Origin of the sequence: Amycolatopsis sp., from assembly GCF_025464955.1 — a bacterium.
Lineage (GTDB): Bacteria > Actinomycetota > Actinomycetes > Mycobacteriales > Pseudonocardiaceae > Amycolatopsis.
This window is the reverse complement of sequence record NZ_JAODNM010000093.1, coordinates 151,134-163,896: the sequence shown is the minus strand read 5'-3', so window position 1 is coordinate 163,896 and position 12,763 is coordinate 151,134. Positions and strand designations below refer to the sequence as shown.

16 protein-coding genes are annotated in these 12,763 nt (G+C 67.5%); 6 read left to right on the top strand and 10 right to left on the bottom strand.

The annotated features are described in order from the left end of the window. Window positions 1-31: 31 nt before the first annotated feature. Window positions 32-1,255: an NADP-dependent isocitrate dehydrogenase gene (locus JWQ81_RS21795; RefSeq protein WP_297544313.1), complete on the bottom strand. Its 1,224-nt coding sequence runs from the start codon at window positions 1,253-1,255 to the stop codon at window positions 32-34. A 264-nt stretch (window positions 1,256-1,519) separates the two neighbouring features. On the opposite strand from JWQ81_RS21795, the gene JWQ81_RS21790 reads away from it, so the two are divergent. After that, window positions 1,520-1,885 (top strand): DUF2203 domain-containing protein, encoded by a 366-nt coding sequence (locus tag JWQ81_RS21790; RefSeq protein ID WP_297544312.1) that lies wholly within the window; start codon window positions 1,520-1,522, stop codon window positions 1,883-1,885. Here JWQ81_RS21790 and JWQ81_RS21785 read toward each other — a convergent pair. Next, window positions 1,882-4,386, bottom strand: coding sequence for a hypothetical protein (locus JWQ81_RS21785; protein ID WP_297544311.1), 2,505 nt, complete (start codon window positions 4,384-4,386; stop codon window positions 1,882-1,884). The two genes, JWQ81_RS21790 and JWQ81_RS21785, sit on opposite strands and share 4 nt — an antisense overlap. Further along, window positions 4,304-5,059 (bottom strand): hypothetical protein, encoded by a 756-nt coding sequence (locus JWQ81_RS21780; protein WP_297544310.1) that lies wholly within the window; start codon window positions 5,057-5,059, stop codon window positions 4,304-4,306. The genes JWQ81_RS21785 and JWQ81_RS21780 overlap by 83 nt, the downstream gene beginning before the upstream one ends. A 194-nt stretch (window positions 5,060-5,253) precedes the next feature. On the opposite strand from JWQ81_RS21780, the gene JWQ81_RS21775 reads away from it, so the two are divergent. Beyond that, window positions 5,254-6,501, top strand: coding sequence for an MFS transporter (locus JWQ81_RS21775; RefSeq protein ID WP_297544309.1), 1,248 nt, complete (start codon window positions 5,254-5,256; stop codon window positions 6,499-6,501). On the opposite strand, the gene JWQ81_RS21770 is transcribed toward JWQ81_RS21775, so the two are convergent. Next, window positions 6,494-6,973, bottom strand: coding sequence for a riboflavin kinase (locus JWQ81_RS21770; protein WP_297544308.1), 480 nt, complete (start codon window positions 6,971-6,973; stop codon window positions 6,494-6,496). The two genes, JWQ81_RS21775 and JWQ81_RS21770, sit on opposite strands and share 8 nt — an antisense overlap. A gap of 172 nt (window positions 6,974-7,145) precedes the next feature. Between JWQ81_RS21770 and JWQ81_RS21765 the strand changes: the two genes are divergently transcribed. Then, the gene (locus tag JWQ81_RS21765) at window positions 7,146-7,604 is read left to right on the top strand and encodes a VOC family protein (RefSeq protein WP_297544307.1); all 459 of its coding nucleotides are present in this window, start codon (window positions 7,146-7,148) and stop codon (window positions 7,602-7,604) included. 33 nt (window positions 7,605-7,637) lie between these two features. Here JWQ81_RS21765 and JWQ81_RS21760 read toward each other — a convergent pair whose 3' ends face one another. Beyond that, on the bottom strand, window positions 7,638-8,315 hold the full coding sequence (locus JWQ81_RS21760) for a GntR family transcriptional regulator (protein ID WP_297544306.1): 678 nt from the start codon (window positions 8,313-8,315) through the stop codon (window positions 7,638-7,640). A gap of 43 nt (window positions 8,316-8,358) precedes the next feature. Here JWQ81_RS21760 and JWQ81_RS21755 point away from each other — a divergent pair, with 43 nt between their 5' ends. The 3 genes from JWQ81_RS21755 to JWQ81_RS21745 are packed head-to-tail and all read left to right on the top strand — an operon-like array spanning window position 8,359 to window position 10,373. Continuing rightward, on the top strand, window positions 8,359-8,778 hold the full coding sequence (locus JWQ81_RS21755) for a VOC family protein (RefSeq protein WP_297544305.1): 420 nt from the start codon (window positions 8,359-8,361) through the stop codon (window positions 8,776-8,778). 36 nt (window positions 8,779-8,814) lie between these two features. Next, the gene (locus JWQ81_RS21750; RefSeq protein ID WP_297544304.1) at window positions 8,815-9,753 is read left to right on the top strand and encodes a carbon-nitrogen hydrolase family protein; all 939 of its coding nucleotides are present in this window, start codon (window positions 8,815-8,817) and stop codon (window positions 9,751-9,753) included. Between the two features lie 38 nt (window positions 9,754-9,791). After that, window positions 9,792-10,373, top strand: a complete 582-nt coding sequence (locus tag JWQ81_RS21745) for an HhH-GPD-type base excision DNA repair protein (protein ID WP_297544303.1) — start codon at window positions 9,792-9,794, stop codon at window positions 10,371-10,373. Window positions 10,374-10,438: 65 nt separating this feature from the next. Here JWQ81_RS21745 and JWQ81_RS21740 read toward each other — a convergent pair whose 3' ends face one another. The 5 genes from JWQ81_RS21740 to JWQ81_RS21720 form a co-directional block, all read right to left on the bottom strand. Further along, window positions 10,439-10,627 (bottom strand): DUF397 domain-containing protein, encoded by a 189-nt coding sequence (locus JWQ81_RS21740; RefSeq protein ID WP_297544302.1) that lies wholly within the window; start codon window positions 10,625-10,627, stop codon window positions 10,439-10,441. Continuing rightward, window positions 10,627-10,809 (bottom strand): DUF397 domain-containing protein, encoded by a 183-nt coding sequence (locus JWQ81_RS21735; protein WP_297544301.1) that lies wholly within the window; start codon window positions 10,807-10,809, stop codon window positions 10,627-10,629. Before JWQ81_RS21735 ends, JWQ81_RS21740 begins: the two co-directional genes overlap by 1 nt. Then, entirely contained in the window at window positions 10,809-11,204 is a 396-nt protein-coding gene (locus JWQ81_RS21730; RefSeq protein ID WP_297544300.1) for a DUF5753 domain-containing protein, read from the bottom strand. The genes JWQ81_RS21735 and JWQ81_RS21730 overlap by 1 nt, the downstream gene beginning before the upstream one ends. A gap of 252 nt (window positions 11,205-11,456) precedes the next feature. Beyond that, the gene (locus JWQ81_RS21725) at window positions 11,457-12,101 is read right to left on the bottom strand and encodes a spermidine synthase (protein WP_297544299.1); all 645 of its coding nucleotides are present in this window, start codon (window positions 12,099-12,101) and stop codon (window positions 11,457-11,459) included. 61 nt (window positions 12,102-12,162) lie between these two features. Beyond that, window positions 12,163-12,681: a TrmH family RNA methyltransferase gene (locus JWQ81_RS21720; RefSeq protein WP_297544298.1), complete on the bottom strand. Its 519-nt coding sequence runs from the start codon at window positions 12,679-12,681 to the stop codon at window positions 12,163-12,165. Window positions 12,682-12,763 lie beyond the last annotated feature (82 nt).

Below are 12,763 nucleotides of genomic sequence, written 5' to 3'. Positions count from 1 at the left end.
CGTCAAAACAGTCAAACTGTCGAAACGACTTTCAGCCCTGCGAGATCTTCTTCGCGAGGTTCTCGTCCAGCGAGCCGAGGAACTCCTCGGTGCTCTGGAACGGCTGCTCCTTGCTGATGAGCAGCGCGAGGTCCTTGGTCATGAGGCCGCTTTCGACGGTCTCGATGACGACCTCTTCGAGCTTGTTGGCGAAGCCGATGAGCTCCGAGTTCGAGTCCAACTTGCCGCGGTGCTCGAGGCCCCGGGTCCACGCGTAGATCGACGCGATCGGGTTGGTCGAGGTCGGCTTGCCCTGCTGGTGCTGGCGGTAGTGCCGGGTGACCGTGCCGTGCGCGGCCTCGGCCTCGACGGTCTTGCCGTCCGGGGTGCGCAGCACCGACGTCATCAGGCCCAGCGAGCCGAAGCCCTGGGCGACGGTGTCGGACTGGACGTCGCCGTCGTAGTTCTTGGCGGCCCAGACGTAGCCACCCTCCCACTTCATCGCCGCGGCGACCATGTCGTCGATGAGGCGGTGCTCGTAGGTGATGCCCTTGGCGTCGAAGTCCGCCTTGAACTCGTTCTGGAAGATCTCCTCGAACACGTCCTTGAACATGCCGTCGTAGGCCTTCAGGATCGTGTTCTTGGTGGAGAGGTAGACCGGGTACTCGCGGTCGAGACCGTACTGCAGCGACGCGCGCGCGAAGTCCTCGATGGACTTCTTGAAGTTGTACATACCCATCAGGACGCCACCGCCCTCGGGGAACTTGGCGACCTCGAACTCCATCGGCGCGGAGCCGTCGTCCGGGGTGTAGGTGATCGTCGCGGTGCCGGGGCCGGGGACCTTGAAGTTGGTCGCCTTGTACTGGTCGCCGTGGGCGTGGCGGCCGATGATGATCGGCTTGGTCCAGCCAGGGACCAGGCGCGGGATGTTGGAGATGACGATCGGCTCGCGGAAGATCACCCCGCCGAGGATGTTGCGGATCGTCCCGTTGGGCGAGAGCCACATCTTCTTGAGACCGAACTCTTCGACCCGGGCCTCGTCGGGCGTGATGGTGGCGCACTTGACGCCGACGCCATGCTTGAGGATGGCCTTCGCCGAGTCGACGGTGACCTGGTCGTCGGTCCGGTCGCGCTCCTCGATGCCGAGGTCGTAGTACTCCAGGTCCACGTCCAGGTACGGGTGGATCAGCTTGTCCTTGATGAACTGCCAGATGATGCGGGTCATCTCATCACCGTCGAGCTCGACGACGGTGCCCTGGACCTTGATCTTGGCCATGAGCGGCGGTGCTCCTCTCGCGCGGATCTTCGCGTCACTTCTAAAGTCTTTTGGTAGCGGTACGAGCGTACTGCTAACCGGACCTGAATGCTTCAAGTGGTGACCAGGACCAAGTCTCTCAGCAGGCCCGTGTGCCCGAAGTCACCGGGCGGGTCCGCTCCCTTGTTACTCCGCGAAGCGCCCGGCTGCCAACCGGCACGCTCCGTGCACGGCCGCCGGCGTTCACATCCTCGAACGCCGGCGGCCGCCCCTTACGATGTGCCGATGAGTCTGTTCACCGTCGCCGAGGCGCGCGCCGAACTCACCGCGCTGCTCCCGGTGCTCGACGAACTGGTGGCCCTGCGCGCCGACGCGGCGGAGCTGACGACGTCGCTGGCGCCCGGCGCCACCCCCAGCCCACTCGGCGGCCTGCCGGAGTTCAAGGCCGCGCAGGCCAGGCTCGACGACCTGATGACGACCGTGCAGGAGACCGGAGCCGACCTGAAGGGGTTCGCGCCGCTGCTGCTCGACTTCCCCGCGGAGCTGGACGGCGTCCCGGTGCTGCTGTGCTGGCTGGAGGGCGACCCCGAACTCGGCTGGTACCACCGGCGCGACCTCGGCTTCGCCGGACGGCGACCGCTCGCGCCTTAATCCGGTAGCACCGAGCGCGCCGCCTCACGCACGTCCGCTTCGCGGTGGTCGGCTAGCGCGGGATACCGCTCGCGCAAACCGTCGGTCCAGCCCTTCTGCGACGCAGCGGTGCCGACCAAGGAGAGGGCGATCAGCCCCGCGATCGCGCCGTCGAGCCCGAGCAGATGGTCGACGACCGGCAACACGTCGTCGCTCCTGACCGGGGTGAACTGGTACCCCCAGGCTGAACCGCGGTCACACCACCGGTACGGGCGCTCATCGACGGCCTCGACGAGCTCGGTCCAGCGCTCGAATGCGGGTTCGCCATCCAACGACCGCAATGCCAGCACATACAGCAAAGTTGCGACGGCAGCGTCCATTCCGACCTGACGGCAGCCTTCGATGACGATCCGACACTCCGCCGCGCCGAGGTCTTGGCGCTGAAGCGCCTCCGCCAGATCCTTCAGCCGACACCAGGCATGCTGGTCACCTTCGCCGATCGCCGTGACGAGCGGATCGACCGCAGCGGTCAGCATTTCGACGCCGCCGTGAGCACGCACCGCCTCGAGGAACACCGCGGTGATACCGCCATAGGCGGACCGCTCGGACGAGCTCACGACCAACCTGGCAAGCCGCTCGTCCGCCTCGGGATCGTAAGTCCACCAACGGAAGTACGCCGCGCTGAGCTCCCGCGGCACCGAGCCGACCCGCTCCAACGCAGCGCCGATCACCACGGCCAGCAGCGGCTTCTGGGACGGGCTGAGGACGTCCGGCCGGATGGCCAACACGGCCGAACGAACCGGGTCACCGTTCGCGATGGCCTGAACCGGCACCTCGGCAACACGAGGATCCTCGCCGAGGAAACCGGTCAACGCCACGACGACAGCGGCCCGGACGTCTTGATGCACCTCGGGATTCGCCCACGACCGCAGCAGCACTTCCACCGCGCCCTTCGGTCGCGCACGCCCCAGGAGCCGCGCCGCTTCCTTCGCTCCGCCCACCGATCCGTTCCGAGCAGCCAACACAGCACCGGCCAACGCGGCGAGTTCGTTGTCCGGCAACCTGTCCGCGACGAACCCGAGTCCTCGCACGGCCGCCGCGGCAACCGGGCCGACCGGCTTACCGCCGTGGTGCATCAACACCGGCAGCGCCAGTTCGGCGGACGCCGATTCGGCCAACGCGGTCAGCGCCGCGGCGGCGACACGCTGCGGACCTGTCTCGGCGAGGACCGTCAGCGCGTCGACATCGGTCACGAATCCTGTGGCCGCTTCACGTTCAACCAGGTTCGTCTGCTCATCCGAAGCCACCGAAAGCGCGACGGCTTCGGCGCGCGCCCGCTGCTCCGGTGTCCACCGCCCGTGAACGCTCCTCCCGACAGGCGGCAGCGGACGTCCCGTCGAGAGAAGACGGTCGAGCAGGTCTGTCCGGCGGGTCGCGATCACCGTCCAGACGTCGTCGACGCGGCCGAGATCCGGGTGGTGCGCGACGAGTTCGCCGGCCCGGGCTTCGCGGGTCGAGGGCGCGGCGATCCACAGTCGTGCCGCCGTGGCCGCGTCGTCCGGACCGCTTGCCGTGCAGGCGATCCGGCCGACCAGCACGTCCAACTCGGGTACCGACGCCAGTGCGCCGTCGAGCGCCCAGGCCACCCGCAACGCGAGGTCGAACTTGCCGCTTTCAGCGTCTTCCAGCACCCGTTCCCGTAAGCCTGGCCAGAGTTCCGCGCCGACACCGCCGATCCGTTCCGGCGCGTACGGCTTGGCAGGCGCACGGTGGTCGTCATGCAGACGGGTCAGCAGGCGATGCAGCTCGACGACACGGTCGGCATCGCCGTCGGCCATCGCCGCGGTCACCGTGCGGACCAGCCAGCGGTCGAGGTGGGCGAACGACATCGAGCTGCCATCACTGGAACTCGTCGTCGACAGGACCGCCCGACGCAAGGACTCCAGCGACACCGCCGAAAGCGCCGCCGACGGCACCCTCGACGCGGCCTTCAACGCGCCGATCCGGACCCGGTCCTGATCCGACCAGGCACGTCCGGCATCGGCCACCGCTCGCGCGAAGACGTCCCAGTCCTCCTCGATCGCGGCACACTCGATCAACGCCGACCAGCCCATCCGACGCTGTTGATGGACGTGCTTCCCCGTCGCTTCCCGCAGCACCTCGGCAGCCTGCTCATACGGCAGACCCCTGCTGATTTCCAGCAGTCGCCAGCTGCTGAGCCTCGTGAACGGCTCCCGCAGCAACCGTTTGCCGAGCTCGACGCGATCCGCACGCGAAAGCAGCCTCAACTCCCCCGCGGAGATTTCGTTTCGCATGTCGCCTTCGGCGTAGACGCGGTCGATGACCTCCCTCCGCGACCCTGCCGAGACAGCGGCCAACAACGACGCGCGGACCTCACCCGCTTCACAACTGATGATCAGCGCGGTGGTCTGGTCAAGGTCAAGATCGGCGATGGTCCGACGCGCTCTCGCCGTCAGGTTCAGGGTCTTCTCGTCCGTGTTCCGGATACCGAGGTCGATCACGAGCGGGACGAAGTCCGGAAAGCAGCAATGCCGGGACGACTTCGACCGGCAGCGAGCAAGGGGCACTCCGCGGCAGCTGCCGAATGATCGCGGCCACCCCAACGGGTTCTCGGGCCACGAGCATGACCAGCAGCGGTTGATACTCGCGGAGCCATCGACGGTCACCATGTCGATTCGCCGCGGCGAAGGCGGGCGCCAGGAACTCCGCAACCACGCGCGGCGACACCCGGATGAGCCTCCTGAGCAGGACAGGTCCCGCGCCGATCCTCGGCAGCCACCGGGCGACGACGTCCTCGGAACAGCTCGGCAGCAACTCGGCGACGTCTTGTCGACCGCGGGATTCGTGGACGGTTTCGACGAGTCGGTCGGCCAGTTCCCTGCGCCGCGACAGGCGCAGAACCCCATACGCCGCAACACGATCACGTCGAGGCGCGGTCTCGATGACGGTACTGAGCGCGCTGTCCGACACGGGGAGTCGGACCGCCGCCGAGAGCGCACGTCGGCGTAGGACAGGATCGGCGAGAGCTCGTTCCACGACGTCGAGGTCACGCCGGACGACAGCCAGGTGCAAGGCGAGCACGCGTTCGTCGGGAGTTCCGGCAGCCAACTCGGCGAACCGAGTCGCATATTCGGCGTCGGACAGGCTCAACGCACGCTGCGAGAGAACCCGCATTCGGGCTGGGAAGGGAAATTCGCCGGGCTCGACGGCACTCGGCTCTTGTGACGCGCTCACTGTGGGGAGGCGACGTCATCCTTTCGTTCATTCATCCGTCCACCCTATCGGCGAATAACCGGTCGCACCAGATCCGGGGCGACACTAGGGTCAGGCCAGTGGGTCGGGATGGGGAACCAAAGGTACGCAAACGTTTGCTGGCCGATATCCGGCCGCTCCGGGAGTCGCCGGCACTACGCCGGTACTGGGCAGGCTCGGCGTTGTCGTCGATCGGCAACCAGATGGCGGCCTTCGCCTTGAGCCTGCAGGTTTATCAACTGACGCACTCTTCCGCGGCTGTCGGCGCGCTCGCGCTGACGTCGGCGCTCCCGATCTTCGTCATCGGGCTTGTCGGCGGTTCGCTGACCGACGCCGCCGACCGACGCCGGCTGGTGCTCGTCACGAGCAGTTGCCTCACGGCCGTTTCGGCGCTTGTCGCGCTGCAAGCATTTCTCGACCTTCGCCAGCTCTGGCTGCTGTACCTCCTGTCGACGGCCCGCGCGCTGTTCGGCGCCATCGACATCCCCGCGCGGCGGACCTTCCTCCCGCGGCTCCTGCCCGCCGACCAACTGCCGGCCGCCAACGCGCTGTTCATGCTGGTCTTCACTGTCAGCTTCACCATCGGACCGCCACTCGCGGGCTTGCTGACCGCCGCCGGCGGACTGAAGTTCTGCTATTTCGTCGACGCCCTCAGCTTCGCCGCGACCCTTTACGGCGTTGCCCGGCTGCCGTCGATGCCGCCGCAGGGCCGCGCGGCGCGTCCCGGGTTCAAAGCCGTGGCCGAGGGGCTCCGGTTCATCCGCCACCATCCGATCCTGACCGGCGCGTTCCTCGCCGACATGAACGCGACCGTGCTCGGGATGCCGGCGGCGGTGCTGCCCGCGTTCAACGCCGAGCACTTCGGCGGCGCAGCCCAGTCACTCGGCCTGTTGATGGCGGCGCCGGCGATCGGGGGTCTGCTCGGAACGACGTTGTCGGGCCCGGTCAGCCGCGTCACCCGACAGGGCCGGACCATGCTGATCACGGTGTCGATCTGGGGCGCGGCGATCGCCGTGTTCGGGCTGAGCTCGACCCTCTGGCTGTGTGTCCTGCTGCTCGCCGTGGCCGGCCTCGCCGACTCCGCAAGCGTCATCCTCCGCACGTCAATGGTCCTGACCGTTACCCCGGACAGGCTGCGCGGCCGGATCACAGCTGCCGACTACGTAGTCGGGGGCGGGGCACCGCAAGTGGGCAACCTCGAAGCAGGCGTCGTCGCTTCGCTGACGTCACCGGGTTTCAGCGCGTTCAGCGGCGGCATCGCGACCGTCATCGGCGCCGCCGTGATCAGGCTCGCCGTACCGGCCTTCGCGAAATACGACTCCAGCACCGAACCCGACAAAACCTGGGGTTCGAGGCTTAGCTAGCCAGCCGCACCGGAATGTTGGGCGGGAACTCGGACGTCGTCTCGACGGACAGCGCAGACGTCGGCTCGACGCTCCACGCACGTGCCTCGGCGATGTCGTTGTCCAGCGCGCGGATCAGCGCCTCCGACGAGTCGAACGCGCGCTGTTCGCGCAGGTGGCGGACCAGCCACACGGTCAGCACCTCGTCGTAGAGGTTGCCCGCGAAGTCGAGGAGATGAGCCTCCAGCAGCCGATGCCCGTCAGAGCCGTAGTAGGTCGGACGCCTGCCGACCGACACCGCGGCAGGCAGGCGCGTGCCGTCCGCGCGGTCGACCCAACCTGCCCAGACGCCGTCGCCGACCTCGTCATCCTGGTCGCGCAGCGCGACATTGGCCGTAGGAAAGCCGAGCGTGCGGCCGCGCTGGTCGCCGGTCTCGACCACCCCGCGCACCACGATCACCTCGGTGACCACCGAACTGGCTGTGGATTCCACGCGTCCGCCTTCCTGTCGCTGCACCCTATTGTCCGCCAACGCAGGCGGCCGCCGCAGTAGTCCCACGACACGGGAAACGTGATCTAGAACGGTGATCAAGACGGGTATCGGGGCGCGTATGCAGCCGCGTACACTGATGATTGAATTTTCAACACGAACGCCGGAGGTTCCGATGCGAGTCCTCGAGCTCGGACATGTCGTGCTCTACGTCCACAACGTCGAGCGCTCCACGAGCTTCTACCGCGACGTCCTGGGCTGGAACCAGCTGCCGATCAGCGACCCGGCGGGCCGGATCGCCGTGTTCTCCGCGCCGTCCGGGCGCACCCACCACGAGCTGCTGCTGATCGAGGTCGGCGAAGACGCGGCCAAGGTCCCCGAAGGCCGCCGCGTGGGCATGTACCACTTCGGCCTGAAGGTCGGCGACAGCGACGACGAACTCCGCGAAGCCCGCGACGCCATCCAGAACGCCGGCGCCACCCTCCTCGGCTCGAGCGACCACACCGTCACCCACAGCCTCTACATCGCCGACCCCGACGGCAACGAGATCGAGCTGTACGTCGACGTCCCCGGCGTCGACTGGCGCGACGACCCCACCCTCATCGCCGCCCCCGTCAAGCCCCTGCAGCTCTAAGCCCCTGCAGCTCACGAGACGTGACTGGCCCGCCTACTCCGACTCGATGAGGATCTCGAAGGCGTGACGCCGGTGCCCGGCAAACAGCAGCAGGGCGCGCTCGGTGTCCCGAGTCCGGAGGACTTCCGCGAGTTCCCCATGCTCCGCCGAGATGTGCGCGGCGTAGTCCTCGTCGCTCCGGCGCATCCGCATCAGCAGGAACAGGTGGACCTGGGATCGGATGGCGCGCCAGGCGGCTTCGAGCCGATCGTGATGGGCTGCGGCGTAAACGGCGTCATGGAAGGCGATGTCCAGCCGCACGCTCGCGTGCTTGTCTTCGGCTCGGGCCATCCTGCTCACCACCCGGTCGACGGCCTCGAAGTCCGCTTCGGTGGCGTGCCCGGCCAGGCGTTCGACGGCAAGGCGTTCCAGCGCGCCGCGCAGGCTGTCCAGCTCCGCGGCGTCCGATGTGGACAGAGTGGTGACGGTGGCGCCGCGATGCCACTGGTTCTGGACGAGCCCTTCGCTCTCCAGCCGCAGCAACGCTTCCCGCACGGGTCCACGGCTGACCTCGAGAACACCCGCTAGCTCGACCTCGCGCAGCGAGGCTCCCGGAGGGTAGATCCCGGCGAAGATCGCCTCGCGGATCCGATCGGTGACTTCGTTCGCCATGCCCCGACGGCGGGCAGGGGCCATGCCTGCCGGAGTCGTCACGGTGTCCTGCTCGTCCATTCGGCCCTCTCGCTCGCGCTTGTCCTAATGTTAACATTCAGACATGACTCTCCCGCGCTTCCACCTGGCCGTACCCGTCGACGACCTGGCAGCCGCTCGGCACTTCTACGGCGAGGTGCTCGGTTGTCCGCAGGGACGGAGTTCCGATACCTGGATCGACTGGAACCTGCGCGGGCACCAGTTCGTCACCCACCTGGTCGAGCACGGGGAACGACCGTCCGCCAGCAACCCGGTCGACGGCCACGACGTGCCGGTTCCGCATTTCGGCCTGCTGCTGGCGGTCGAGGACTTCCACGTCCTCTCCGAACGGCTTCGCGCGGCGGGGACGGAGTTCGTCATCGAGCCGTACCTGCGTTTCGCGGGTCTGCCGGGCGAGCAGTGGACGATGTTCCTGCGCGACCCGGCGGGCAACGCGCTGGAGTTCAAAGCGTTCGCCGACGACGCCCAGGTCTTCGCGGTCTGACCGCGAGCCCCACCCGAGCACCGAGGAGACGTTGTCATGCGTGTTGCCGCCGCCCAGGCCCGGCCGCTGTGGCTCGACCCGGCCGCCACCACCAGAAAAGTCGTCGCCTGGCTGGAAAACGCTGCCGCGCAGGACGTCGAACTGATCGCCTTCCCTGAGACGTTCCTGTCCGGGTACCCGTCCTGGCTGGAGCACACCGGCGGCGCCCGTTTCGACGACGCGGCACAGAAGCGCGCGTATGCGGCGTACCTCGAAGCTTCCGTCGAGATGAGCGGTCCCGAACTCACGGTTATCACCGAGGCCGTCCAGGATCTGGGCGTCTTCGTCTACCTCGGAACCACCGAGCGAGCAACGGGCAACGCCAGGGGCACCGTCTTCTGCACCCTGGTCGCCATCGATCCCGTGGCCGGCATCGTCAGCACCCACCGGAAACTCATGCCGACCTACGAGGAGCGGCTGGTCTGGGGGATCGGTGACGGGCACGGCCTTCGGGTGCACCAGGCGGGAGCCGCGCGAGTGGGCGGCTTGAACTGCTGGGAGAACTGGATGCCGCAGGCCCGCCATGCCCTGTACGCGCAGGGCGAGGAGCTCCACGTCAGTGTGTGGCCCGGCAACCCGCACAACACCGCCGACCTGCCGCGGTTCATCGCCAGGGAAGGCCGCGTGTTCTCGCTCGCGGCCAACGGGCTGCTCGGCCTGGCCGACATCCCGGCGGATTTCCCGTTGCGCGCCGCGCTGGAGGAAGCGGGAGTCGCCGACTACTGCCGAGGCGGCTCCGCTGTGGCCGCTCCCGACGGCACCTGGGTCGTCGAACCAGTGGTGGACGAGGAGCGCCTGGTCATCGCCGACCTCGACCTCGCCCAGGTCGCCCGGGAACGCCAGAACTTCGACCCGACGGGCCACTACAGCCGACCGGATGTCTTCTCGGTCGAAGTCGACCGACGGCGCCGGGAGGCGTCTCGGTTTCGGGACTGATTCGGCCGGCGCGTCCGACGCCGTGTAAGACTGGTCACATGACGCGCGCGCTGTGCCTGACCGGCGACCCGACTGCCGACAAGCTGCTCACCGAAGACCCGTTTGCCCTACTCACGGGGATGCTGCTGGACCAGCAGTTCGCGATGGAACTCGCCTTCGCCGGGCCGCAGAAGATCGCCAACCGGATGGACGGCTTCAGCGTCACGAAGATCGCGGAAGCAGACCTCGAAGAGTTCGTCGAACTCTGCGTCACCAAACCGGCCATCCACCGTTACGGCGGGTCCATGGGCCGGCGGGTTCACGCGCTCGCGCAGCTCGTCGTCGAGCAGTACGACGGCGACACCGAAGGCATCTGGACCGCAGGCCGCCCCAAGCCTGACGGGCCGGAAGTGCTGAGGCGGCTGAAGGAGCTGCCCGGCTTTGGCGATCAGAAGGCCCGGATCTTCCTCGCGCTGCTGGGCAAGCAACGCGGTGTCCACCCGAAAGGCTGGCGCGAAGCCGCCGGTGCCTACGGCGATCGCGGCTCCCGCCGGTCCATCGCCGACGTCGTCGACGCCAAAACCCTCGCCGAAGTCCGCACCTTCAAGAAAGCCGCGAAGGCCGCCGCAAAAGCTGGCTGACCGCGCCGAAAACGAACAGGAGCACCCCAGAGATTCTGGGATGCCCCTGCCTAGGTGTCCGGGTGCTAGCGCGCTTGCCTACCCTTGACCTCGTCCAGAAACGCGCCGAACGCCGCACGGTCGAACCGGAGAGCTCCACCCTCGCGATTCTTCGTGTCGCGCACCCCGCCCCCGTCGTGTCCTACCGCCAGCTCGACGCAGGCGCTCTGGGAGTTGCTGTAGCTGCTCTTACGCCACGCATGGTTCGTGTTCATCAGGTGATGCTTTGCAGGGCGCGAACAAGCCCGCGAAACCCAGTGAGACTCAACTCGAGATGACCACCTGCGCGGTCCTTGGTGGCCCTGACCTTGGCTTCCGCCACGGTCAGGGCCACCTCGACGCAGTTGTTCGCGTTGCCGCTGTAACTGCTTGTGCGCCACCTGTCGTGTGTGTTCATCAGTCCTCTAATTTGTCCAGTGCGGCTTGTATCAGCTCGGTCGTGTGCTTGTCGATCTCGTCGTCGAACTCCAGGATGGTGAACGGTCCCGACATATTGCTGATGGCGCCGGCCGTGAACGGGATGACCTGGATCGTCACATTGCTTCGAGCGCTCATCAGAAGCAAGTGACGGAGTTGATCGGCCATCACTTGTCGACCACCGACGTGGATGCTGATCACAGCTTCACTGAGAAGGATGTGGAGTCGTAGCGGGTTCTCACCGTCAAGTAGCGTCTGTCGGCTACTTCGTTCCAGCGCCGCCCGGGCTTGCCAGTCTTCAGTTTTCGGACCGAGTCGGCGTGACGACACCGCGATGGCGGAGGTGTACGCCGGAATTTGAAGCAAACCGGGCACCGAGAAGATCTCGACGCCGCACTCAGTCGGTTCTGTCCAAGGCAGCAAGGACCGGGGCGAATGGGTGCTGGTAGCGGAACTGAAAGCCAGTCACGTCGGTCTGGCGGTGCTGGTGATGGCGATGTGACTGCTGGGACTCCCGGTAGGGCAGAGACGGCGTGAAGGCCTAGTTGAGTACGCCTTACGCCATGAAGGTGGCCTTCACGAAACGCCGTCGGCCGCGGCGTGCGGCGTTGTTGAGCGCCGCGGCCGCTACGCCCGGGCGAGCCACACGACGTCCGGCTCGCCGTTCGGGACGGGCACCTTGAGTACCTGCACCTCGTTGAACCGCGCCTTGAGCCGCCGGGTGAAGGCCGGGCTCGCCTCTGCACTCCACACGGCGAGGACGCCGCCGGGGCGGAGGCGTTCCGCCAGCGTGTCGAGTCCCGAGTGGGCGTAGAGCTGCGCGTTGCCTTTCGTGACAGTCCATTGAGGACCGTTGTCGATGTCGAGGCACAGCGCGTCGAAGCGTTCTTCGGTCTCCTCAAGCCACTGCACGAGGTCGGCTTCGATGACGGTGACGCGGTCGTCGGCGAGCGCGTCACCGTGTACGTCGCGTAGAGGGCCGCTGCGGTTCCATTTGATCACCGAAGGCTCGCGCTCGACGACGAAGATCTCGCCGACACCGGGATGATCGAGCGCCGCCCGCAGCGAGTACCCGACACCGAGCCCACCGATCAGCATCCGCGCGGCGCCGGGCACCATGTCCGCCGCGACGGACACCAGCAGCCGCTCGGACTCGCCGTTCCGGGTGTCCATCAGGAACACGCCGTTGGCGATCACCTCGAAGTCGGCGCCGACCCGGCGGAGGATCAGCTCGCCGCACACTCCGTTCACCTTGTCCAGTAGTTCAACCACCCGTCCACCTTAATGACTACGGCGCCGGTGCGGTGGGTGGCGAGGTCCCGCGCCCGACCCGTCACAAGAGCCCGGCGAGTTTGTAGAGGACCAGGCTGCCGGCGACGGCGACGTTCAGGCTGGCGCCCATGCCGACCATCGGGATCTCGACGACGGTGTCGAGCAGGTCGAGCGCCTCGGCGGGGATGCCCTGCTGCTCGTGCCCGAGCACGGCGATCGTTCGCCGGCGTGCCGCCGGCAGGTCGGCGAGCCGCACCGACTCGTCCGCCAGTTCGACGCCGACGATCCCGCTGCCGGCTTCGCGCTCCCGCGCCAGCCAGCCGAGCGGATCGTTGACCCAGTGCACGCAGGCCGGCCGACGCAGCGTGTTCCCGCGGGCCAGCGCCTCGGGCACCCACGGGAACCGGGGCACCGCCATGCACGCGCCGACCGCGTCACAGGTCCGGAGCAGCGTTCCGAGGTTGAGGCCGTGCAGCGGCCACAAGGGCGCGACGACCAGATGTTCCCAACAGGGATGTTTGCGACTTCGTCGTGACGCGCGCAACTCCGAGGGGGTGCGGACGCGGATCGACGGGCTCACCTGAGACGAGGCTCAGCGCCTCCGAATTCTGTGCTCATACCTGCGAGTTTACCCGGACGCGGGACGCGTTTGCGCACGAGTA

What these genes read in the sequence shown, in the direction of transcription:
- JWQ81_RS21790 (WP_297544312.1), top strand. Translation starts at nt 1,520, where the DNA reads ATGAGTCTGTTCACCGTCGCCGAGGCGCGCGCCGAACTCACCGCGCTG.
- JWQ81_RS21740 (WP_297544302.1), bottom strand. Translation starts at nt 10,627, where the DNA reads ATGAACACGAACCATGCGTGGCGTAAGAGCAGCTACAGCAACTCCCAG.
- JWQ81_RS21765 (WP_297544307.1), top strand. Translation starts at nt 7,146, where the DNA reads ATGCGAGTCCTCGAGCTCGGACATGTCGTGCTCTACGTCCACAACGTC.
- JWQ81_RS21780 (WP_297544310.1), bottom strand. Translation starts at nt 5,059, where the DNA reads ATGCGGGTTCTCTCGCAGCGTGCGTTGAGCCTGTCCGACGCCGAATAT.
- JWQ81_RS21755 (WP_297544305.1), top strand. Translation starts at nt 8,359, where the DNA reads ATGACTCTCCCGCGCTTCCACCTGGCCGTACCCGTCGACGACCTGGCA.
- JWQ81_RS21745 (WP_297544303.1), top strand. Translation starts at nt 9,792, where the DNA reads ATGACGCGCGCGCTGTGCCTGACCGGCGACCCGACTGCCGACAAGCTG.
- JWQ81_RS21795 (WP_297544313.1), bottom strand. Translation starts at nt 1,255, where the DNA reads ATGGCCAAGATCAAGGTCCAGGGCACCGTCGTCGAGCTCGACGGTGAT.
- JWQ81_RS21750 (WP_297544304.1), top strand. Translation starts at nt 8,815, where the DNA reads ATGCGTGTTGCCGCCGCCCAGGCCCGGCCGCTGTGGCTCGACCCGGCC.
- JWQ81_RS21735 (WP_297544301.1), bottom strand. Translation starts at nt 10,809, where the DNA reads ATGAACACACACGACAGGTGGCGCACAAGCAGTTACAGCGGCAACGCG.
- JWQ81_RS21760 (WP_297544306.1), bottom strand. Translation starts at nt 8,315, where the DNA reads ATGGACGAGCAGGACACCGTGACGACTCCGGCAGGCATGGCCCCTGCC.